Origin of the sequence: Brytella acorum, from assembly GCF_029309905.1 — a bacterium.
GTDB classification, from domain to species: Bacteria; Pseudomonadota; Alphaproteobacteria; order Acetobacterales; family Acetobacteraceae; genus Brytella; species Brytella acorum.
In genome coordinates this window covers 1-21,686 of sequence record NZ_JARBJP010000018.1, presented here as the reverse complement: position 1 = coordinate 21,686, position 21,686 = coordinate 1, and the positions used below count along the sequence as shown (strand labels likewise).

The 21,686-nt window shown below is 56.1% G+C and carries 19 protein-coding genes and 1 pseudogene; 15 read left to right on the top strand and 5 right to left on the bottom strand.

What is annotated here, in order from left to right:
- A partial coding sequence (locus PWM43_RS14675; protein ID WP_289843233.1) for a winged helix-turn-helix domain-containing protein occupies nt 1–329 on the top strand: 329 nt, incomplete at its 5' end.
- On the top strand, nt 326–1,669 hold the full coding sequence (locus PWM43_RS14670; RefSeq protein WP_173574953.1) for a sensor histidine kinase: 1,344 nt from the start codon (nt 326–328) through the stop codon (nt 1,667–1,669). The genes PWM43_RS14675 and PWM43_RS14670, both read left to right, overlap by 4 nt.
- A 282-nt stretch (nt 1,670–1,951) precedes the next feature.
- On the opposite strand, the gene chrA is transcribed toward PWM43_RS14670, so the two are convergent.
- From chrA to PWM43_RS14655, 3 genes are all read right to left on the bottom strand, one after another.
- Nucleotides 1,952–3,178 (bottom strand): chromate efflux transporter, encoded by a 1,227-nt coding sequence (gene chrA, locus PWM43_RS14665; protein ID WP_173574954.1) that lies wholly within the window; start codon nt 3,176–3,178, stop codon nt 1,952–1,954.
- Nucleotides 3,179–3,315: 137 nt separating this feature from the next.
- Nucleotides 3,316–3,693, bottom strand: coding sequence for an RcnB family protein (locus tag PWM43_RS14660; RefSeq protein WP_289843232.1), 378 nt, complete (start codon nt 3,691–3,693; stop codon nt 3,316–3,318).
- Between the two features lie 38 nt (nt 3,694–3,731).
- The gene (locus tag PWM43_RS14655; protein ID WP_212356130.1) at nt 3,732–4,319 is read right to left on the bottom strand and encodes a cytochrome b; all 588 of its coding nucleotides are present in this window, start codon (nt 4,317–4,319) and stop codon (nt 3,732–3,734) included.
- Nucleotides 4,320–4,513: 194 nt separating this feature from the next.
- Between PWM43_RS14655 and PWM43_RS14650 the strand changes: the two genes are divergently transcribed.
- The 6 genes and pseudogenes from PWM43_RS14650 to PWM43_RS14625 form a co-directional block, all read left to right on the top strand.
- A complete protein-coding gene (locus PWM43_RS14650; protein ID WP_077929756.1) occupies nt 4,514–5,209 on the top strand; it encodes a VIT1/CCC1 transporter family protein in 696 nt (231 codons plus the stop codon).
- Nucleotides 5,210–5,282: 73 nt separating this feature from the next.
- Nucleotides 5,283–5,636 carry an ArsR/SmtB family transcription factor gene (locus PWM43_RS14645; protein WP_173574957.1) on the top strand — a complete coding sequence of 118 codons (354 nt, stop codon included), beginning with the start codon at nt 5,283–5,285 and terminating at the stop codon, nt 5,634–5,636.
- The gene (gene arsC / locus PWM43_RS14640) at nt 5,633–6,055 is read left to right on the top strand and encodes an arsenate reductase (glutaredoxin) (protein WP_086898150.1); all 423 of its coding nucleotides are present in this window, start codon (nt 5,633–5,635) and stop codon (nt 6,053–6,055) included. Before PWM43_RS14645 ends, arsC begins: the two co-directional genes overlap by 4 nt.
- Nucleotides 6,055–7,350, top strand: a complete 1,296-nt coding sequence (locus tag PWM43_RS14635; RefSeq protein ID WP_277876407.1) for an arsenic transporter — start codon at nt 6,055–6,057, stop codon at nt 7,348–7,350. Before arsC ends, PWM43_RS14635 begins: the two co-directional genes overlap by 1 nt.
- Nucleotides 7,351–7,373: 23 nt before the next feature.
- A complete protein-coding gene (gene arsH / locus PWM43_RS14630; protein ID WP_173574958.1) occupies nt 7,374–8,072 on the top strand; it encodes an arsenical resistance protein ArsH in 699 nt (232 codons plus the stop codon).
- 110 nt (nt 8,073–8,182) lie between these two features.
- Nucleotides 8,183–8,330: pseudogene (locus tag PWM43_RS14625) on the top strand (IS3 family transposase); the annotation flags it as partial.
- Nucleotides 8,331–8,617: 287 nt separating this feature from the next.
- Here the strand turns inward: PWM43_RS14625 and PWM43_RS14620 are convergent.
- Nucleotides 8,618–9,730 (bottom strand): Fic family protein, encoded by a 1,113-nt coding sequence (locus PWM43_RS14620; protein WP_289843231.1) that lies wholly within the window; start codon nt 9,728–9,730, stop codon nt 8,618–8,620.
- 234 nt (nt 9,731–9,964) lie between these two features.
- Between PWM43_RS14620 and PWM43_RS14615 the strand changes: the two genes are divergently transcribed.
- The 6 genes from PWM43_RS14615 (at nt 9,965) to PWM43_RS14590 (ending at nt 19,027) form a co-directional block, all read left to right on the top strand.
- Entirely contained in the window at nt 9,965–10,561 is a 597-nt protein-coding gene (locus PWM43_RS14615) for a restriction endonuclease subunit S domain-containing protein (RefSeq protein ID WP_317134997.1), read from the top strand.
- 35 nt (nt 10,562–10,596) lie between these two features.
- Nucleotides 10,597–12,123, top strand: coding sequence for a type I restriction-modification system subunit M (locus tag PWM43_RS14610; protein WP_289843229.1), 1,527 nt, complete (start codon nt 10,597–10,599; stop codon nt 12,121–12,123).
- The gene (locus PWM43_RS14605; protein ID WP_289843228.1) at nt 12,113–13,246 is read left to right on the top strand and encodes a restriction endonuclease subunit S; all 1,134 of its coding nucleotides are present in this window, start codon (nt 12,113–12,115) and stop codon (nt 13,244–13,246) included. The genes PWM43_RS14610 and PWM43_RS14605 overlap by 11 nt, the downstream gene beginning before the upstream one ends.
- 30 nt (nt 13,247–13,276) lie before the next feature.
- On the top strand, nt 13,277–16,573 hold the full coding sequence (locus tag PWM43_RS14600; RefSeq protein ID WP_289843227.1) for a type I restriction endonuclease subunit R: 3,297 nt from the start codon (nt 13,277–13,279) through the stop codon (nt 16,571–16,573).
- A gap of 1 nt (nt 16,574) precedes the next feature.
- Nucleotides 16,575–17,312: a M48 family metallopeptidase gene (locus tag PWM43_RS14595; protein ID WP_289843226.1), complete on the top strand. Its 738-nt coding sequence runs from the start codon at nt 16,575–16,577 to the stop codon at nt 17,310–17,312.
- A 596-nt stretch (nt 17,313–17,908) separates the two neighbouring features.
- Entirely contained in the window at nt 17,909–19,027 is a 1,119-nt protein-coding gene (locus tag PWM43_RS14590; RefSeq protein WP_289843225.1) for a DUF3800 domain-containing protein, read from the top strand.
- 30 nt (nt 19,028–19,057) lie between these two features.
- Here the strand turns inward: PWM43_RS14590 and PWM43_RS14585 are convergent.
- A protein-coding gene (locus tag PWM43_RS14585) for an IS5 family transposase (protein ID WP_289843224.1) occupies nt 19,058–19,815 on the bottom strand; the annotation gives its coding sequence in 2 pieces (ribosomal slippage) (nt 19,058–19,494 and nt 19,494–19,815; 759 coding nt in all).
- A gap of 109 nt (nt 19,816–19,924) precedes the next feature.
- Here PWM43_RS14585 and PWM43_RS14580 point away from each other — a divergent pair.
- Nucleotides 19,925–21,175, top strand: a complete 1,251-nt coding sequence (locus tag PWM43_RS14580) for an IS701 family transposase (protein WP_289843223.1) — start codon at nt 19,925–19,927, stop codon at nt 21,173–21,175.
- The last annotated feature ends 511 nt before the right edge of the window (nt 21,176–21,686 follow it).

The following is a 21,686-nucleotide window of genomic DNA, read 5'->3' as shown; positions in this document are numbered from 1 at the left end:
CTGTTGCCAGGCGTTACGCGGCCCTTCCAGACAATGTGGTCATGGTGGGCACTATCAGAATAGACCTCGCGCGCCGTCAGCTTGAACGCGATGGCCAGACAGTTGATCTGTCTGCGCGTGAATGGGCTATTGTCGAACTTCTTGCGCGCCGGCCTGGAGCAGTCTGCAGTCGTGAGCAGATTGAAGACGCCCTTTATGGTCTTAGTGACGATGTGGAAAGCAACGCCATTGAAGTTTTCGTCAGCAGGATAAGGAAGAAAACCGGACCTGGTCTGATCATGACAGTCAGGGGTAGAGGCTATTGTCTCGCGGAGAACACGTCCCGATGAAGCGCTGGAGTCTGGCGTCCCGTATCGTGTCCGGAACACTGATCATCGTGCTTGGCGCACTGGTGCTTCTCAGTATTCTTGTTGCGGCCTTTACCCGCTATGAAGTTACGGAGCGTCTTGACAACTCGTTACAGGAAGTGGCCGAGCGTCTGGAGTTTGTCATCAGTGAACTGGACAAAACCGACAGGGCTTCCGTCACCCCAGGTGGTCAGATTGCGCAACTCCCCGGGGTGAACCGGCGAACGCTGGCCTACCAGATCACCACATCGGACGGTCGCCTTGAGGTCAGGTCACAGAATGCGCCGGAGACACTATTCGTACCACGTCTGAAGTCAGGATTTTACAACATCTCATTATTCAGAGTGTATGTCGTACCATCAGCGTCTGGTCGCCATTACATTCTGGTGGGTGAGCCGACTTTTCACAGAAATGAAGCTGTCAGGCGGGCTATTCTGATTTCAGTTCTGCCAATGGTAATATTTTTCCCGGCGATCTGGGTTCTGGTCCGCTGGCGTGTCCGTCGCGCCATGCGTCCTCTGACCAGCCTTCAGCAGGAAATCAGGAGCCGGGGAGGATCGAATCTGGCCCCCGTTCCCCCATTGGATCTCCCCGAAGAACTGGTGTCCATTCACTCGGCCGTCAATCTTCTGCTTGAACGTCTGAAAATGGCGCTTTCGACAGAGCGCGCTTTTGCGGCCAACGCAGCCCATGAACTACGCAATCCAGTAGGAGCGCTTCTTGCACAGGTTCAGGTTCTCAGGAATTTTCTTGTAGGGTCGGACTATGAAGAGCGTGCAACGATCATCATGCAGCAGGCCCGCAGAATTGGCCGGATGATGGAAAAGCTGCTTCAGCTTTCAAGAGCGACATCAGGGATCGCTCTGACCGGGAACATGTTCGATCTGGTGCCTGTCATTCGATTTCTGGCAGAAGAACTTGAGCGGGAAAAAAACCAGCCGATTGAATTTTCTGGAGCATCTCATCTCATGATCCGGGGCGATATGGATGCAACAGGTATCCTGTTTCGCAATCTTCTCGAAAACGCCGTTCTTCATGGTTCATCTGCGCAAGCCGTCAGTGTGATCATCACGCAAGATCATAAAGTCCTGATCTGCAATGATTGCGAACAGCTGCCATCTGAAATTTTGCGGGATATGGAAAAGCCTTTCGTCAGAGGAAAGACCGATGCCGAAGGCAGCGGCCTCGGCATGGCGATTGCGCGACAGATAGCTCAGCAGCTGCATGCCGACATGGTGGTGAGTTCGCCTATACCTGGAACGGACAGAGGCGTCCTGGTGACAGTTCGATTGCAGATCAGCGAGATCGAGGAGTGCATCTGAACAGACCAGAAACTCTGAGGCTCTATCCATCAAAATCCCGGAAAGAAAATCTTTTTTCTCCATAGTATATGCAGACTCGAGGTCGTGCAGTGCGCCATAAGATTAGGTCGCATCAATTATGACCGTTTGTGGTTCAGCGGATTTTTTCGCTGTCTCGGCAATCATCCGAACAAATATTCCCAGACGCCCCAGCGCTTGCCAAGTATTGCACCAGAATACTGAAGACGAAGTATCCACACCGCGCATTTCACTTTGACCGTAGAGTCCATGCCTGACTTTTCACTACGCAGCTTGTCCCAAAACAATTCCTCCCACTGCACTGATAGCGACCACGACCAGCGGGGGCGCCCGCCAGACTGTCAGTAAAACAAAGCCGACAAGCACAAGCCCGAAATCGCCCGACGATTTGACGGCGCTCGTCCAGACCGGCGTGTACAACGCAGCGCCCAGCAGGCCCACCACAGCGGCATTGACACCTCGCATGATCGCCTGTGCTGCTGGACGACTACGCAAGGAATCCCAGAAGGGTAATACCCCGATGAGGATCAGGATCCCTGGCAGAAAGATGCCGAGCAGAGCCAGGAAGGCACCCGCTACACCGTGGGGTGGCAACTTGACGATCACACCGAGATAGGCGGCAAACGTGAAGAGTGGTCCCGGAACCGCCTGTGCAGCGCCATAACCGGCAAGAAAGGCGTCGTCACTGACCAGACCTGGTGTCACAAAGGCTTCATGGAGCAATGGCAGCACCACATGACCGCCGCCAAACACGAGCGCGCCAGATTGGTAGAAGGCATTGAACAATGAAAGTCCCCCCGGCGCACCATGCTGGCCGAGAACAGGAGGAGCGAAGAGCAACGCTCCGAAGGCCAGAAACGCGGCCATTCCGACACGGCGCGACACAGGCATGGCGACATGTCCGCTATCCGATGGCGAAATGGTGCGACAGAGCCACAGGCCGACAACGCCCCCGAGGGCAATAGCGCCGATTTGGGCAAACGGCGAGGTAACAAACAGAATAATGAGTGCGGCTAACACCGCGATAGAAGCACGCACCCGATCCGGACAAAGAGTTCGAGCCATGCCCCACACGGCCTGTGCAACGATGGCCACGGCGACGAGTTTCAATCCATGCAAAAGACCGAGGCCAATCGGTCCCCCGAGTGCGCCCGCGCTATAGGCGAAGAGAACAAGGACGAGCGCCGAGGGCAGAGTAAAGCCGGTCCACGCCGCGAGGCCACCGAGATAGCCCGCCCGCATTAGACCGATGGAAAATCCCACCTGGCTGCTCGCCGGACCGGGCAGAAACTGACAGAGCCCCACGAGATCCGCATAGGCGCGTTCATCAAGCCACCGCCGTCGGACGACAAACTCATTGCGGAAATATCCGATATGCGCGATTGGGCCACCGAAGCAGGTAACGCCCAGTCTGAGGAAGATGAACAGAACTTCCCATGCTGCGGCCGTCCGTTGACGTTCTGGCGCTGCGCCAAAGGGCACGATGGTCATCGGGTTGGGCCCTTTGTCTTCCGGACAAGTGCGAGACAGGTATCATGCGCACTTTAAGAGCATCATGCTGGCATGATCGACTTCATCAATCAAAAAAGGCTGTATAAATCAAGCGAGGAATCATAATCATCCCTCCCTCAATAAGGCGGAACATAACCCGGCGCTGTCGGGTAGGCAGGCGCTGCGGAACCAACGGTCGCTGCGACAACCCCTGCGATAAGACCGGTTGCTGCGGCCATCAGAAGATACTGTCCGCCTGACTGCATCCAGTAGTAACCCGCGGGAGGTGCCCAGAGCCCCCGCCGCCCGCGCCAGTCACTGACCATCCAACGCGGCTCACGCGGACCGGAATAATAGTCGCCTCTCCGCCAGTGTTTCATGTGGCCATAGCCATGTCCACCGCCCCCACCATGGTGGTCATGCTCGCCGCGTGTCCAGGGAGGGTCTGCGTAGGCAGCGGAACAGGTCATAAGCAGACTAACTGACAGGAGAGTTGTCGTGAATCGTTTTGTCATAGGCACCTCCATATGAAGCTCAGGAAGAAAGCGCGGCCTTACGGCTTTTGTGTGGACAGAGGATTGGCGGCTTGATCTCCACGCAGAAGCATGCGTCCTAAAACCCCGTCTTTCAGAATGACCTGATGGAAAATCGCCGCCATGCCATGGCCTGTGGCAATCGTGACAATCAACCACGCATTCCAGTGATGGATGTTTTGAATCCAATGGAGAAATGGCGCGGGGAAGCGGACAAATGGTGAGGGCATAAGAAAGCCGAAAAAACTCATGGCCTGCCCTGCCCCCCATCGCCAGAGGTAGCCGAGCACGATTTCAGCCAGAAGCAGCACGTAGAGCGTATATTCCACGCCCAGCGCAAAGAAACGGTCGAGCGGCCGCAGCAGGTCCGATAGATGCCGGCCTTTCGTCAGGCGCCAGGCAATGCGGAACGCCATGATTGCCGTCAGCAGGATGCCCGCTGTCAGATGCGCAATGACCATCAGATGATGAACCGGTTTTGCTGGCCAGCCCCAGCTTTCGCCAAGAGCGAACTGAAACAGCACCAGAAAGGCGGTTGCCCAGTGAAGGGCAATCGTCGGCCTGTCATAGCGCTGGGTATGCGTGATATCCGGCATCGCGTCGGGCATGCCTTTCTCCCAGATAACGGTGAAGAAACTGTAATTCATATCACACCAAACCTGACGGGAACCTGAACAAGAAGTCATGATAAATAATAAATTCCATTGAAAATAACTCGCAGTATTAGAATTAATTATTTGTTGTCATGCGGAAATTGAAGACCTATTCCTAAACACAATTCAGATTGCCAATGGATAATCTTATGTCGCGACTTCATCCTCTCGCTGAACGTCATGCTGTCGAGAAACTGGGCTGGCTGCGCGCGGCCGTCCTTGGCGCCAATGATGGAACACTCTCCACCGGAAGCCTGATTGTTGGTGTTGCCAGTTCTCACGCGACACACGGCAGTATCCTCATCGCAGGATTATCCGCGCTTGTGGCTGGCGCCCTCTCCATGGCGGCCGGGGAATATGTTTCGGTCAGCTCCCAGCGGGATTCTGAACAAGCCGACATCGCCCGTGAAAAACAGGAACTGGCCACGGACTGGGACGGAGAAGTGACTGAATTGGCAGGGATCTATCAGCAGCGTGGGCTGGATGCAGATCTCTCCCACAAGGTGGCCGTCGCCCTCATGCAGCATGATGCCATCGGCGCTCATGCCCGAGATGAACTGGGCCTTTCGGAAGCCACAGCGGCCAGACCCATCCAGGCGGCCTTCGCCTCGGCTTCTGCCTTTTCGTCAGGGGCGGTGCTGCCAGTTCTGGCGGCTGTTCTGGCCCCCGTGGCCTGGGTGTCCTGGAGTGTCTCCCTGACATCCGTCGTGGTTCTCGCCGTTCTAGGTATCGTTGGTGCAGTCGCCGGTGGCGCAGCCCCTTTGCGCCCGGCGCTGCGCGTGACGTTCTGGGGTATTATGGCAATGATCGTCACCGGCGGCATCGGACACCTGTTCGGCGTGTAACGCAGAAACAGGTGTCAAGTGAGACCTGTGTAGCGCCCTTGACCCCGCCCAATATATCCATGATAGTTGATATATGGATACCGATTCTGCCATCGCCGCGCTCAATGCCCTCTCGCAGTCTACGCGACTAGAAATTTTTCGTCTGCTGGTGCGCCATGAACCGGACGGCCTGCCTGCCGGTGAAGTCGCCCGTCAGCTCGATCTGCCGCAGAACACCATATCGGCCCATCTCGCGACCCTGACGCGCGCTGGTCTGCTGACCTCGCAGCGCCACAGCCGGCTGATCGTCTATCGCGCCTGTCTTTCCCGCCTGCGCGACCTGATGCTCTTCCTCGTCAGGGATTGCTGCGCGGGCAGCCCCGAACTCTGCGCGCCCTTGGTCGCAAACCTGTCCTCCTGCTGCCCATCTCCGGAAACCTGCTTATGACCGTCACGATCTGGCACAACCCGGCCTGTGGCACGTCGCGCAATGTACTCGCACTCATCTGCAACAGCGGAGAGGAGCCCCGGATTGTCGACTATCTGAAAACCCCACCCAATCGCGCCGAACTGGTCGATCTGATCGGCCGCATGGGGGTGCCGGTGCGCGCGATCCTGCGCGAAAAGGGTACCCCCTATCACGAACTCGGCCTTGATGATCCAGCCCTGAGCGACGATGCGCTGTTCGACGCCATGATGGCGCACCCGATCCTGATCAACCGGCCCATCGTCATCACCCCGCTCGGTGTCGCGCTCTGCCGCCCGTCTGAGACGGTGCTGGATATCCTTCCTTCTTCGCAGCGTGGCGCATTCGCCAAAGAGGATGGGGAGAAGATCGTGGATGAGGCCGGAAAGCGGATCGTCTGATGCTAGCCCTTGTTATTTTCATTGCCACGCTCGTATTCGTCATCTGGCAGCCGCGCGGTCTGGGCATCGGCTGGAGTGCGATGGCTGGTGCCACTGTTGCCCTGGCGACAGGTGTGATCCACTGGCATGATATCCCCGTCGTCTGGCACATCGTCTGGGACGCAACCTTTACCTTTATCGCGCTGATCATCATCTCGCTGCTGCTGGATGAGGCCGGGTTCTTCCACTGGGCCGCCCTGCATGTGGTGCGCTGGGGCAAGGGGCGGGGCCGCACGCTGTTCCCGCTGATCGTGGTGCTGGGTGCGGCCATCGCGGCCGTGTTCGCCAATGATGGCGCGGCCCTGTTGCTCACGCCCATTGTCATCGCCATCCTGACCCAGCTGCGCCTGAGCCCCGCCGCTGCCCTGGCCTTTATCATCGCCACGGGCTTCGTCGCGGATACGACCAGCCTGCCGCTGGTGATTTCCAATCTGGTGAACATCGTCAGCGCCAATTTCTTCGGCATTCCGTTTGACCACTACGCCGCGATCATGGTCCCGGTCGATCTGGTCGCCCTTGGTGCAACACTTGCCGTGCTGTGGCTCTCTTATCGGCAGCAGGTACCCCAGACCTACCCCGTTACCGAACTGCCCGCACCCGCCACGGCCATTCGTGACCGCCATGTGTTCCGGGCGGCTTTTCCCCTGCTGGCCCTGGTTCTGGCCGCCTATTTCCTGACCGCCCCGCTGCATATCCCGGTCTGTATCGTGGCCTGTCTGGCCGCCGGCACCCTGCTGGGGCGCGCGGGATATGGGCGGGTCATTCCCATCCGCCGCGTACTGCGCGGTGCGCCGTGGCAGATCGTGATTTTCTCGCTGGGCATGTATCTGGTGGTTTACGGGCTGCGTAATGCCGGGCTGACCGATTATCTGGCGACAGCCCTGGTCTGGCTTGGCCACCGGGGGCCGTTTATCGCCACGATCGGCACCGGCTTTGTGGCGGCTATCCTGTCCTCGGTCATGAACAACATGCCCAGTGTGCTGGTTGGCGCACTGGCGATCGGGCAGGCGCAGGACATTACGCCACTGACCCGTGACCTGATGGTTTACGCCAACGTCATCGGCTGCGATCTCGGCCCCAAATTCACCCCGATCGGCAGTCTGGCAACATTGCTGTGGCTGCATGTGCTGGCCTCCAAAAACTATCGGGTCACATGGGGGCAATACATGAAGGTCGGGCTGGTCCTCACGCCGCCCGTCCTACTGATTACGCTTGCTGCGCTCGCCTGCTGGCTGCCCGTCGTGAAACAGCCATGACGATTAAAGGAACCGATGACGCTATGACTGCTCCTGACCTACCTGCCCTTAATTCAGATTATCTTAAGCAGGTCGATTTTGCTCAACTTGAGCCTCAGCCACGTGTTGAGCATCCACCACGTATCCTCCTGCTTTATGGCTCCCTGCGCTCCCGCTCCTTCAGTCGCCTGCTTGTGCTGGAAGCAGAACGTATCCTGAAACTGCTGGGAGCAGAGACGCGAGTGTTCAATCCGACTGGCCTTCCGGTGGCGGACGCAGCACCCGTCACCCATCCCAAGGTTCAGGAACTGCGCGAGCTTTCGATCTGGTCGGAAGGGCAGGTCTGGTGCAGCCCTGAACGACACGGTACCATCACGTCTGTTTTCAAAAACCAGATCGACTGGCTGCCCCTGTCCGAAGGGGCTATTCGTCCGACGCAGGGGCGTACGTTGGCGGTCATGCAGGTCTCCGGCGGATCGCAGAGCTTCAATTCGGTGAATGCCCTACGGGTTCTGGGACGCTGGATGCGGATGTTCGCAATTCCCAACCAGTCCAGCGTGCCGATGGCCTATACGCAATTCGCCGATGATGACCGCATGATACCGTCACCACTCTACGACCGCGTGGTGGATGTCATGGAAGAGCTGATGAAATTTACGTGGCTGCTGCGGGATCGGACCGATTATCTAACCGACCGCTATAGCGAGCGATGCGAAGCTTTCAAACTGCCGGAAAAGCTCTGAAAACTGGAAAGATGAGCATCCTATTTTTCCAGCATTTCTTGCGCGATCACCCAAATCGAACAACATTGCCACCATCAACGATCAGTGCATCGCGACGTTCAAGACGGAGCTACCCGAAGACGATCCGGGTCGACCAGGGCTCGGAATTCGTTTCGCGCGATCTGGATCTAGGGGCTTATGTCAACAATGTCACGCTGGACTTTCCCCCGACCCGGCAAACCGACGGACAATGCGTTCATTGATACATCACGCGAACGTGAAAACCGACAAAAACGCGCCTGATTACTTTTCCGTCTGTTTCCTATGTGTTTCCTGCGGTGAATTTTAGGCACAAAAAAAGCCACCTGATTGGGTGGCTTTTCTTCTGTCTTTTCAGACGAATAGTGCGTGGTTGCGGGGGCCCACAACCCAAGAAAACTGCTACTGACAAGCGGATTGATTGATCGCCTTTAAAATTCCCTCAACACATTGATAAATCAATATATTCATCGAAGGGGCTATTCCGATAAATTCCACTGCCACGATCATCATCTCCGACAGGCATTTTACATCTCGGGAAGAACCAGAACATAACTCGTGCTCCTGCCACCTGCCGCCTCCTTATTCAGGATACCGCGCTCTACGAGATCATTGATATCCCGCAGGGCGGTATCCGGGGACGTTTTTGCCAGCTTCGCCCATTTGGATGAGGTCAGCTTGCCCTCGAACCCGTCCAGCAGACGGTTCAGCATGAGGCGTTGCCGGTCATTGATCGATTGCCCGGCCAGATTATCCCAGAAGCGGGCCTTCTGCATGACCTTTCCAAGGACCAGCTCGGCACGATCAAAGGCCCGATCCAGAGCCCCCAGAAACCAGTCTAGCCAGGGCGTGATGTCCATATCACCTTTCTGGGTGGCTTCAAGGATTGCGTAGTATTCCTTCCGTTCGTGACGTATCTGGGCTGAGAGGCTGTAGAAACGCTGATCCGTCTGTTCCGAACGCGCCAGCATGAGGTCCCCGATAGCCCGCGCCATACGACCGTTTCCGTCCTCAAACGGATGAATGGTCACAAACCACAGATGTGCGATGGCTGCTTTCAGGACAGGATCCAGATTTTGCTTGGTATTGCACCAGTTGAGGAAGACCTGCATCTCTGCGGGCACCCTTCTGGCAGCCGGAGCCTCATAATGAATCTTTTCCCGTCCGATAGGGCCTGACACGACCTGCATCGGGCCGGTTCTGTCATCACGCCACTTTCCCACCAGAATGCGTGACATCCCGTTTCGCCCGGTCGGAAACAAAGCCGCATGCCAGGCGAAAAGTCTTTCTTCAGTCAATGGCTCGGCATAATGCCCGGTCGCATCCAGCATCATCTCCACAACGCCTTCGACATCCCGATCCACTGGTGGCAGCGCGCCAATGTCCATGCCCAATCGCCGAGCGATGGAAGACCGCACCTGCTCACGATCAAGGTTTTCGCCCTCAATCTCACTCGACTTGAGAACATCTTCCGTCAGAGTCTGGAGCACGGCTTCCGACCTGAAATCGAAACCAAGACTTTCCATGCGTCCCAAGAGGCGCCCCTGCCGGTGACGCACGGCGGCGAGTTCATGGTAAATGGCGTCTCTATCCCACCGAAAGTCCGGCCATCCCGCTTGCCGGTAGATGTATTGTGCCATATTCTCTGCACTCCTTGCGGATAATATGGCACCTAAACACCGCATCAGGCAATCCAAACTCTGCAAAATATGCAGTTATTATCCGGATTATTCGCCGCATCCTTCGCCAAAAGCGGCTTATAACAGCGACAGCCCTGCTTGGGTTCGGCGCTGCATTGAGCGTCCCCATGCATGAACGGCCTTCATGCATTTTTATTATTGACAGACTTACGTTCATGCTTTCTGTATGAACGCATGAAACACATTCGCGCAGACAAATCGAATCTCTCAGATATCGCGACGGTGGCGGCTGGTCACCCGTTTCGAGGGAAAATCGAGCCAATCGAAGGTGCAGAAACAGCTGTCGTGCAGATGCGGGACACCTCACCTTCTGGCGTGAATTGGCCGTCTTGCCTGCGGACTGAAGCTTCCGGACGTCGCGAGCCCGACTGGCTGCGTCCGGGTGATATTCTTTTCCCTGCCCGTGGTAATGTGTCACTGGCAGTTCTGATCGATGAGAGTATCGGCAGCCTTCAAGCCGTGGCAGCCCCCCACTTCTTTCTTCTGCGTGTGACGCAGTCGGACGTTCTGCCAGCCTATCTGGCCTGGTGGCTCAATCAAGAGCCAGCGCAACGCCATCTGGAGCAACAGGCCCAGAGTTCCACACTTGTGCGCAATATCGCCCGACCGGTTCTGGAAGACACACCCGTCATACTACCTCCCCTTCCCCGACAGAGACAGATCGTGGAACTGGCGAACGCCATGCAGCGCGAGGAAGACCTTCTTCGCCGCCTGCGCCAGACCAACCAGCAGATCATGACCGGGCTTGCCAGAGACCTTCTGGCGGGCTGACACTCCCTTGACGTTTTGAAACAGGATTTGAGTTCGTGACCGAGCAGATTTCACAGGACACCATCAACAAGGCGCTGTGGAGCGCCTGCGATACCTTCCGTGGCACCGTTAGCCCTGACACCTACCGCGATTACGTGCTGACCATGCTGTTCCTGAAATACATCTCCGATGTCTGGCAGGACCATTATGACAGCTACAAAACAGAATACGGCGACAACCCCGCTCTGATCGAAGCCATGATGGCGCAGGAACGCTTTGTTCTGCCCAAGGGCTCGGATTTCTATACGCTCTATAAAGAACGCAACGCCCCTGGAAACGGTGAGCGCATCGACAAGGCCCTGCACGCCATTGAAGAAGCCAACGGCACCAAGCTGAAGGACGCGGGCAAGAGCGTCTTCCAGGACATCAGCTTCAACTCTGACAAACTGGGCGATGAGAAGCAGAAGAACACCATCCTGCGGCATCTGCTGGAAGATTTTCACAAGCCGGACCTGAACCTGCGCCCTTCCCGCGTGGGTAATCTGGACGTGATCGGCAACGGCTATGAGTTTCTCATCAAAAACTTCGCCGCCAGTGGCGGGCAGAAAGCTGGCGAGTTCTACACCCCTTCGGAAGTCAGTGAACTGTTGGCCCGTATTCTGAATCCGCAACCGGGCGAGAGCATCTGTGACCCAGCCTGCGGCTCGGCCTCCCTGCTCATGAAGTGCGGTCGGCAGGTGACACAGAACCACAAGGGCAGCAGGGATTACGCCCTGTATGGGCAGGAAGCCATTGGCTCCACATGGTCCTTCGCCAAGATGAACATGTTCCTGCATGGCGAGGACAACCATCGCATTGAATGGGGCGACACCATCCGCAACCCCAAGCTGCTGGATGATAAAAACCACCTGATGCGCTTTGACGTGGTGACGGCCAACCCGCCCTTCAGTCTCGACAAATGGGGGCATGATGAGGCGGAGCAGGACGTGCATCACCGCTTCGCCCGTGGCGTGCCGCCCAAGACCAAAGGCGATTACGCCTTTATCCTGCACATGATTGCCACCCTGAAAGACCGCACGGGCCGCATGGGGGTGGTGGTGCCGCATGGCGTGCTGTTCCGGGGCAGTTCGGAAGGGAAAATCCGTCAGAAGCTGATTGAGGAAAACCTGCTGGATGCGGTGATCGGCCTGCCGGAAAAGCTGTTCTTCGGCACAGGGATTCCAGCCGCCATCCTGATTTTCCGTAAGGACCGCAAGACGAAGGACGTGCTGTTCATTGATGCCAGCCGCGAGTTCAGGGCGGGCAAGAACCAGAACGTGCTGACCGAAGAGAACATCACAAAAATTGTGGACACCTACCGCGCCCGCAAAGACGTGGACAAATACGCCCACCTCGCCACGCAGGACGAGATGAAAGAGAACGACTACAATCTGAATATTCCGCGTTATGTTGATACGTTTGAGGAAGAAGAAGACATCGACCTGAACGCCGTGCGGGCTGAACGGGCTGAAATCAAGGCGGAACTGGCAAAGCTGGAAGCCCAGATGGACGCTTATCTGAAGGAGCTGGGTTATGCTTCCTGATGGATGGACCATACGTCGATTGGAAGATCTCGCTACAGTTGAACGAGGGAAATTTTCTGCACGTCCAAGAAATGACCCAAAATTCTTTGGCGGGGACATTCCATTCGTACAGACTGGAGATGTCACGAATTCTTCGATCTACGTAAGAAATTATTCTCAAACCCTTAACAAAGAGGGCCTGTCAGTCAGCAAAATATTTCCAAAAGGAACGATTTTGATGACGATAGCTGCAAATATTGGCGACACAGCAATTGCATCATTTGATCTCGCCTGCCCAGACAGTTTGGTTGGTATTATTGTCAAAAAAAATAAAGCGGATGCATATTGGCTAAGAATTTTTCTCGGAACGCAGAAAACAACTCTTGAAAATTACGCTCCTCAGAATGCCCAGAAAAATATCAACCTTCAGACACTCAAGCCTTTAGAAATTCTTACTCCCCCTCTCCCCGAACAGAAGAAGATCGCGGCGATCCTCTCGACGTGGGATCGTGCGATTGAGGGGACGGAGACGCTTCTGGCCAACAGCCGGCAGCAGAAAAAAGCCCTCATGCAGCAACTCCTCACAGGCAAAAAACGCCTACCGGGGTTCACGGGGGAGTGGTTTCATTTACCATTTAAAAAAGTGGCCGAACTTATTTACGGCAAAGCACTTCCTGAAAAGCCATCGGCACACACTACGGTCTATCCTGTATATGGAACTGGCGGAATTATTTCTTACCGTGATGAATATCTTTTCGAAGGACCATCTATTATCATTGGTCGAAAGGGAACCATTGATACGCCGCGCTACGTAAACACTCCATTTTGGTGTATAGATACAACTTTTTACTGCAAATCAATACACAATAATGATGTGAAATTTTTATATTACTCTACATGTTTTGTGAAACTGAGAAGGTATGTAGAAGCATCGGGAGTGCCGAGCCTGTCTCGCGATACCATATATTCAATTCCGTTAATGCTTCCTCCTTTACTCTCCGAACAAAAAGCCATCGCTGCTGTCCTGACCACCGCAGATGAAGAAATCACCACCCTTGAATCCGACCTCTCTCGTCTGCGTCAGGAAAAGAAAGCCCTGATGCAGCAGCTTCTCACCGGCAAACGCCGCGTGACGGTCGATTAAGTCATTTCAATTCGCAGGATATTTAAAACTATGGCTCCCGCCCCAAAATTTCAGGAAGAATACAGCGCCAAACTGCCCGCACTGGCCCTGCTCAGCACGCTCGGCTGGCGGTTTGTGCCCCCATCCGAAGCACTGGCCCTGCGGGGCGGGAAGCAGAGTGCGGTGGTGCTGGACACACTCCTGCGGGCGGAACTGAAAAAACGCCGCTTTACGTTTGAAGGACAGGAGCACGCCCTGTCCGATCAGGCTATTGAACGGCTTGTCTCTCACGTCACGCATCCGGACTTCGTCTCTGGTCTGCGCGATGCCAATGAGAAGATGACGACGCATCTGCTGTTCGGCATCGCTATTACCGAGTTCATTAACGGGCGTAAGGCCAACCCAACCATCGCCCTCATCGACTGGCAGAACCCGGCCAATAACAGCTTTACCTTTACCGAAGAGTTCAGCGTCCTCCGCACGGATCTGACACAGACCCGCAGGCCGGATATCGTGTGTTTCGTCAACGGCATTCCGCTGGCGGTGATCGAGGCCAAACGCCCCGATGGCCAGCCGGGCAAAGGTCCGACTGTGGAGGCTGGCATTTCCCAGAGCATCCGCAATCAGAACAAGGATGAAATCCCCCAGCTTTTTGCCTACAGCCAGCTTCTGCTTTCCATCACCGGGCATGACGGGCGCTATGGCACCTGCGGCACGCCCAAAAAGTTCTGGGCCAGCTGGAAGGAAGAGGACATTCCCGAAAGCCGGATGGAAGCGCTCAAGAATACGCCGCTTTCTGGGACGCAGAAAGACGCGCTGTTCGCCGACCGGAAGCCCCCTGCACGGGACTGGTTCGAGGACTGGGCGTCCCGCCCGCTGCATGTCACGGATCAGGACCGTCTGCTGATCGGCCTGCTCTTGCCCGAGCGTCTGCTGGACATGGCGCGGTTCTTCACGCTGGTCGACCGCAAGGCAGGCAAGATCGTCGCCCGCTATCAGCAGGTTTTCGGCATCAAACGCCTGCTGGAACGCATCAAGTCCCGCCGCAGCGATGGCGGGCGTGAGGGCGGTGTGATCTGGCACACCACCGGGTCGGGCAAGTCGTTTACCATGGTGTTCCTCAGCCGCGCCCTGATTCTGGATGACGATCTCAAGCAATGCCGCATTCTGGTAGTGACAGACCGCAAGGATCTGGAACGCCAGTTGAGCACGACCTTCTCCACCGGCGGCGAACTGGCGGATAAGAAAGACAAGGAAGAAGCACTGGCGACCTCTGGCAGCCGTCTGGCGCAGCAAATCGGGCATGGGCAGGAGCGGATCATCTTCTCGCTCATCAACAAGTTCCACACGGCCACCACGCTGCCCGAATGCCATAACGACAGTGCGGACATCATCGTGCTGGTAGATGAAGGGCATCGCAGTCAGGGCGGTGAGAACCATGCCCGCATGAAGCATGCGCTGCCCAACGCCGCCTTCATTGCCTTTACCGGCACGCCGCTGCTCAAGGGCAGCGAGACGACCAGCCGGTTCGGCAGGATCATCCACTCCTACACCATGCAGCAGGCCGTCTCGGACGGCACGGTGACGCCACTCCTCTACGAAGAGCGCAAGCCCGATCTGGATGTGAATGACCGCGCCATTGATGCCTGGTTCGAGCGCATCACGCAGGGGCTGACGGACGAGCAGGTCACGGACCTCAAGAAGCGCTTTGCCCGCGCCAATCAGGTTTACAAGGCGGATGATCGCATCCGGCTGATCGCCATGGATCTGGCGACGCATTTTGACAGCAATATCGACAGCGGCCTCAAGGGCATGCTGGCCTGTGACAGCAAGTTGTCTGCCATCCGCTACAAGCAATATCTGGATGAGGTCGGTCTGTTCGAGAGCGCCATCGTCATGAGTCCGCCCGACACGCGCGAGGGCCATACGGAAGTCGATGAGCGCAAACAGCCGGAAATTCAGGACTGGTGGAAAAACAATGTCGGCAGCCAGAACGAGGAGGATTACACACGCGGCGTTATTGAGCGCTTCGAGAAGGATCCAGACCTCAGGCTGATCATTGTAGTCGATAAACTACTGACCGGCTTTGATGAACCGAAGAACGCCGTGCTCTATATCGATAAGCCGCTGAAGCAGCACAACCTGTTGCAGGCCATTGCCCGTGTGAACCGCCTGCATGACCAGAAGAAGCATGGGCTGCTGATTGATTATCGGGGCATTCTGGCGGAACTGGACACCACACTGGCCCGGTATGACGAACTGGCGGCGGAGAATGTCGGCGGGTATGACCCGAAGGACATTGCTGGGCTGTATAGCCAGATGAGCACGGAATACCGCGAACTCCCCGCTTTGCACAAAGCGCTCTGGGCCATTTTTGAGGGCGTGAAGAACAGAAGTGACCTCCAGCAGCTTCGTGCTGTGCTGATGCCCCGCATGGTAGACGAACACGGCCAGATGGTGGACGTGAACCTCAAACGCCGAGATGATTTCTATGAAGCGCTGACGAAGTTTGCCGCCTGCCTGAAGGTTGCGCTGCAATCTGTGGCCTTCTTTGAAGACACCAGCTTCACGGAGAAAGACCGCGCCACCTACAAGGAGACGCTGAAGCAGATGACCAGCCTGCGCCAGATGGTGTTGCAGGATACGGGTGAAACCGTGGACTTCGACCAGTATGCCGAGCAAGTGAAAAAGCTGCTGGACCGGCATGTAGCGGGCGTGAAGGTCCATGAGTCCCAGGGGCTGTATGCCGTCGGCAAGATAGGCCAGAAGCCCGAAGACAACGAACCCGAAAACTGGAGCGAGGAGAAAACCCGCAATGAGACGGATCTGATCCGCACCCGTGTGACGAAAATGATCGATCACGAGATGCAGGATGACCCGTATGCGAAGGAAGCGTTCTCGGCATTACTGCGGAAGGTGATTGAAGAAGCGAAGACGTTGTTCGACCATCCCCTCAAGCAGTTCATGCTGTTTCAGGAGTTTGAGGAACAGGTAGCCAACCGCAAGCTGGAGAATATCCCGTCTGTTTTTGACGGGCACCGCCATGCGCAGGCCTATTATGGCGTGTTCCTCAAAACACTGGCTGCCATCTTCAACCATAAGCAGACGGACGAGGAGAACCAGCGCTGGGTTGATCTGGCGTTCGAAATCGACAGCATCGTGGACAAGGCTGTGCGGGAGAACTCGCTCAGCCGACCGGATATGGAAAAAGCAGTCAGGAAGGAACTGCTTCCGCTCCTGTTCAGCACGGGCCAGAAAGCGGGCTTTGGCGTGGACAAGGCGCAGGTGATCATCGAGCAGGTCATTCAGATCATGCGGGCTGGTCCTGCTGATACCCTACGCGGCTGAAATGGCAGAAAGCCCTTCTCGCATTCTGACCTATGGAGGGGAGCATATCCGCGTAAACTTGATACCCCGCGCACGTCCAGGCACAACGCTGCGGATCAAGGTACATCCCGACCTGCGTGTGGAGGCCTCTGTTCCGGATGGCACGACAGAGGCTGATCTGGACAAGGCTCTACACCAGAAAACCCGCTGGATCTGGCAGAAGCTGCGGGACTTCCGGGCGGTGCAGGAACATGCCACGCCTCGCACGTATGTCAGCGGAGAAAGCCACTTCTATCTGGGGCGGCGGCATCTTCTGAAGGTGCATCATCAGCCGGATAAGCCTGAGACCGTGCGGATGCTGCGTGGGCGGCTAGAGGTCTCCGTGCAGGAACGACAGGCGCTGCGGGTTCAGAAGATGCTGGAACTCTGGTATTTTACGCGGGCGCAGGAGGTGTTTCGAATCCGCCTTGATGCGCTGCTGCCGTCATCGCTCTGGGTCAGCACTCCCCCTGCTCTGAAGCTTCAGGTGATGCAGACCCAGTGGGGCAACTGCTCACCGGGTGGGACCATCACACTGAACCCGCATCTGGTCAAAGCCCCGCGTGACTGCATTGATTACGTGCTCCTGCATGAACTGTGTCATCTGAAGGAGCACAATCATGGCCCTGCTTTCTGGGGACTTCTGGAACGTGTCATGCCTGACTGGGAGCGGCATAAGGCTCGACTGGACGGGATGTCAGAACTGGTCCTTTCTTGCTGATGTGGCAGCTATGGGGGGGAGAACGGAATGTCGGCTTTATAGTGGGCGATCGGAAAAACCGGACACTCATGTGTACGGTCCTCGCAAAAATTTTCACCAATTCCGGTCATTCAAATAACTCATGATAATTCCGGAAAGGTCGACATTTTCTAATGAAGTATCAAACCCGAGCCAATAGATTCAATATATATGTGTTCGAGCCCACTTGCTGCGCCGATAGCCTTCCGTAGCCCGATACTTGTCTCCCCGGGCGGCAGTGCGGCAGCTTTTGACCGCATCCGGTCGTTCATAGCTAGGCAGAGAAATGGCGGGATTAGCTTCTAGTCACCGCGATTCCACATGAGCGACTTGTAGAGTTCGCACGGCAGGCCTTACATCCGCTTGATTAGAGCGGCTACGATGCCCCTCGTGTGTTTGTCGGTGATCTTGATCCGCATTACGTAGCGCGAGTGTCACGATATAGCTGTTCTTCGTGCCTTCGATCAGATCGCTTTGAATTGGCCGCATAACGGTGACGTGGCTAGGAGATAGCTGCTATCCCTTGGATGCGGCCCCGATACTGAGGTTCGCACCTTTCTATCTTGTGGCGAGCAACAATGACTGACGAAATTGCCTCCATTCCGATCGACGTGAACCAAATGCGCGAGCCCGCGATTCTTCTCTACAATTTGAAGGATGCCGACGATCATCACACTTTTTACTACGACGAGAGCAACAATCTACGTCGATTGCATATCACCGAAGACGGACTGAACGTGCCTGATCCGATGGTTTATGTCCTTGGGGGGGTAGCGCATCACGGGCAACCAAAAAACTTTGCATTCGACGCCTTATGTAGCGCCATCCATCTCCAGAAAACCGTTAAAGAACTGAAGTTCGAACATGTTGCTAAAGGAAATTTCCTTCAGGTACTCACTTCAAGGAAACTTTCAAAGTTTCTCGATTGGGTTTTGCAATCCGATCTATTCATACACTATATCGCAATGGATCCCCTTTACTGGTCCACTGTCGACATCATAGATTCTTCGATTGATGACAACCCACACCTGATGATGGTCGCACGACAGCTAAAGAATGACCTCTACACAGTACTACGTAAGGATTTTTCGTGGCTCGTAGATGCTTTTATTCGGTATGGATACCCTAATTTGGGGCCATCTGGTCCTACATTCATTGCCGAACTGTTGGCGTTCATTGAAGATCGCAACGACGTATTCGACAGTTTCAGTCTCCAAATGCTCAAAGGCGTGCTGGAGAAGGGCGCTCGCGCCAAGGAGTTGCCATTCTTACAGGATGAAACGGCGAATGTCCTAATCGACAGCTTTCTGCCGTTCGTCATCCATCGGCTATGCCTGTTCAAGAACAGCACGCACGTGCTGGACGTAGAACCCTTCATCGAGAAGCGTTTGAAGAAAAACCGATTTATGGACGAAGAACGCGAAGTTTCTATGTACCGATATGCCATATCTCACAATGAGCCTGGCGTTCAGATTTCCGATGTGGTCGTAGGACTTTTAGCGAAATTCTTCAGTTGGATCGCCCGCACGTCGATTGACGATGTGCTAGAGGCTCGAGGGTCACTCACTGAAGTCCAAGAGCATAATCGACAGCTGATTGCTAAATTGTTTGAGCGGTCAACGACATCGACCGACGCCTATGTGCAGCGGATCATCTGCCTCGAAGACGAAACGCGTGGCGCCCTCTTCCTTAACTAAGATCATTTGGCGCTGCAGTAGGCTCAGGACTCATAGCCAGAAGATGACGGTTGCAGCGAGGCAGATGGCTGAGAAGAAGACGGTCGGGCATCTGTCGTAGCGGGTTGCGACCCGCCGCCAGTCCTTGAGCCTTCCGAACATGATCTCGATGCGATTGCGGCGTTTATATTTTCGCCTGTCGTATTTGACAGGTTTTCCGCGGGATCTCCGTCCTGGAATGCAGGGTTTTATCCCTTTCTCCTCCAGGGCGTCCCTGAACCAGTCGGCGTCATACCCACGATCTCCCAGCATCCATTGTGCGGCAGGAAGACTGTCCAGCAAGGCAGCAGCGCCGGTGTAATCGCTGATCTGCCCCGCAGTCATGAAAAAGCTCAGTGGTCGTCCGTTCTGATCGGTGATCGCATGCAGCTTGGTATTCATCCCGCCTTTGGTGCGACCGATCAGGCGGCCTGGATCCCCTTTTTTAGCCGCAGGCTGGAAGCCGTGCGGTGCGCCTTGAGATAGGTCGCATCAATCATAATCGTCTGAGGTTCGGTTTTCGCAGCAGACAGGCCATCCATCATTCGTATGAAAATGCCCATGTCACCCCAGCGCTTCCAGCGGTTGTAGAGCGTCTTGTGTGGACCGTATTCCCGGGGCGCATCACGCCAGCGCAGACCATTGCGGTTCACAAAAATGATGCCGCTCAGCACACGGCGGTCATCAACGCGTGGTCTGCCGTGGCTCTTGGGAAAGAATGGCCGCAGACGCTCCATTTGTTCATCCGACAGCCAAAACAGATCGCTCATCTTCAGTCTCCTCCAGGAGCCTGAATCACATCCTGCCGCCTATATCAATGGGTCCTGAGCCTAACACTACAGTTGCGTTTATCTGCGGGTTCTGGATCTATGGGCCACCATGATTCAGAACGAAATGAATGTCACGGCGTCGGTTGAGGATGCTCTGGCGCTGACGCTTGCTGCATTGCGAGATGCCAAGGCGCGGATGCGCCCGGTGTTTGGCCAAGAGCGGATTGCTACGTCGGCGGGGCGTTTTCTGGAGACGCTCCTGGGCAACGAGCCGCGCAAGACCGGCTGGATGCGGGCGGAGGCAGCAGGCGATCCGGGGCCTTGGCGGCAGCAGGCGTTGCTGGGCCGGGCGCACTGGGATGCCGATGCGCTACGCGATGTCGTGCGCGATCATGTGGTGGATCATTTCGGCGATCCGGATGCGGTTCTGGTGATCGACGAGACCGGTTTTCTCAAGAAGGGCGCGGCCTCCTGCGGCGTGAGCCGACAATACACTGGCTCGGCGGGCAAAATCACCAACTGCCAGATCGGCGTGTTCGCGACCTACGTTTCACCCAAAGGACACGCCTTTCTCGACCGGGCGCTGTATCTGCCGAAAAGCTGGACCGATACACCGGAACGGCTGGCAGCGGCGCATGTGCCCGACGATATCCGCTTTGCCACCAAGCCGTCCCTGGCAACAGCGATGATCCAGCGGGCATTGGCGGCAGAGGTGCCGTTCGCCTGGGTTGCCGGTGACAGTGTGTATGGTGTCGGCGATCTGGAAATGGCGCTGCGCCGCGCGGGCAAAGGTTTCGTGCTGGGCGTGAATGCCAATCACTGGTTTCACTCCTGGCGCCCTGACGTGATGTGGGTCGGCGAGGCCCGCGAGATTATCAAGACGCTGCCCGAGGACGCCTGGATCCGGTGTTCGGCCGGGCACGGCACCAAGGGCGAACGATGGTATGACTGGCTGTATTGCCCGATGGCCGATCTCCAGGTGTCGGAATATAGCGATACGCTCAGCGGAACATGGACCCGCGGCTTGCTGGTCCGCCGCAATCCGGCTGATGGCGATTTGCGGTATTTCACGACATGGTGCCCGCACGGAACACCGCTCGAGACGCTGGTGCAGGTCGAAGGTACGCGCTGGCGGATCGAAGAGGGGTTCGAGACCGCCAAAAACGAGTTCGGCCTCGACCACAACGAAACCCGCTCCTGGCACGGCTGGCACCGTCATGTCACGCTGGTCATGCTCGCCTATGCCATGATGGCCGCCGTGCGCTCCCAGGCCAACGCCCTGGCGCTCAAAAAAAGACCGATGTCAGCGCGCAGAAACTCATCCGGTGGTCGATCCAGGAAATCCGACGCCTCGCCGTGAAGGTCACACAGGCCCAGATCCCGATCGCGCATATCCTCCGCTGGTCCGTCTTTCGACGATCACATCAGGCACGGGCCTATCTCGCACGCATTAAAACGAAAACGCAACTGTAGTGCTAAGAACCCAACAATGATAGTCGCTAGTAAAATCATATTAACGGGGCGGCCACCGCGGCAAATTCCACCGAATTTGGGTGGGCTAAGCAATCTAAAATAGCGTCCATAACCGCATGTGTGTTCGGCGTGAGGGGATTGCCGCCTGTCTGCCCCATATTCCCTTGAGCAGACGGGCAGTTCAGGGGGGGGAAGCCGAATGTCTGCTTCAGAACTGGCCTGATCATAAACTGCCACCATGGGAGCACGTATAGTCCTTGAATTTTCCATGAGGATTTTTCAGATTCTGACACGTGAGGATGAGGCCTGACATGCCCCCCTTTTTGTTACCACTCAAAAAGAGAGTTTCCGGTTTTTATGGTTTGGGGTTGATGGGATGACAAGCGTCTCGGGGGCAT

Excerpts from the sequence above, each read along its gene's own strand:
- PWM43_RS14605 (WP_289843228.1), top strand. The coding sequence starts at position 12,113 with ATGCTTCCTGATGGATGGACCATACGTCGATTGGAAGATCTCGCTACA.
- PWM43_RS14670 (WP_173574953.1), top strand. The coding sequence starts at position 326 with ATGAAGCGCTGGAGTCTGGCGTCCCGTATCGTGTCCGGAACACTGATC.
- PWM43_RS14660 (WP_289843232.1), bottom strand. The coding sequence starts at position 3,693 with ATGACAAAACGATTCACGACAACTCTCCTGTCAGTTAGTCTGCTTATG.
- PWM43_RS14650 (WP_077929756.1), top strand. The coding sequence starts at position 4,514 with ATGTCGCGACTTCATCCTCTCGCTGAACGTCATGCTGTCGAGAAACTG.
- arsH (WP_173574958.1), top strand. The coding sequence starts at position 7,374 with ATGACTGCTCCTGACCTACCTGCCCTTAATTCAGATTATCTTAAGCAG.
- PWM43_RS14590 (WP_289843225.1), top strand. The coding sequence starts at position 17,909 with ATGACTGACGAAATTGCCTCCATTCCGATCGACGTGAACCAAATGCGC.
- chrA (WP_173574954.1), bottom strand. The coding sequence starts at position 3,178 with ATGACCATCGTGCCCTTTGGCGCAGCGCCAGAACGTCAACGGACGGCC.
- PWM43_RS14655 (WP_212356130.1), bottom strand. The coding sequence starts at position 4,319 with ATGCCCGACGCGATGCCGGATATCACGCATACCCAGCGCTATGACAGG.
- PWM43_RS14635 (WP_277876407.1), top strand. The coding sequence starts at position 6,055 with ATGCTAGCCCTTGTTATTTTCATTGCCACGCTCGTATTCGTCATCTGG.
- PWM43_RS14600 (WP_289843227.1), top strand. The coding sequence starts at position 13,277 with ATGGCTCCCGCCCCAAAATTTCAGGAAGAATACAGCGCCAAACTGCCC.
- PWM43_RS14645 (WP_173574957.1), top strand. The coding sequence starts at position 5,283 with ATGGATACCGATTCTGCCATCGCCGCGCTCAATGCCCTCTCGCAGTCT.
- PWM43_RS14620 (WP_289843231.1), bottom strand. The coding sequence starts at position 9,730 with ATGGCACAATACATCTACCGGCAAGCGGGATGGCCGGACTTTCGGTGG.
- PWM43_RS14595 (WP_289843226.1), top strand. The coding sequence starts at position 16,575 with ATGGCAGAAAGCCCTTCTCGCATTCTGACCTATGGAGGGGAGCATATC.
- arsC (WP_086898150.1), top strand. The coding sequence starts at position 5,633 with ATGACCGTCACGATCTGGCACAACCCGGCCTGTGGCACGTCGCGCAAT.
- PWM43_RS14615 (WP_317134997.1), top strand. The coding sequence starts at position 9,965 with ATGAAACACATTCGCGCAGACAAATCGAATCTCTCAGATATCGCGACG.
- PWM43_RS14580 (WP_289843223.1), top strand. The coding sequence starts at position 19,925 with ATGATTCAGAACGAAATGAATGTCACGGCGTCGGTTGAGGATGCTCTG.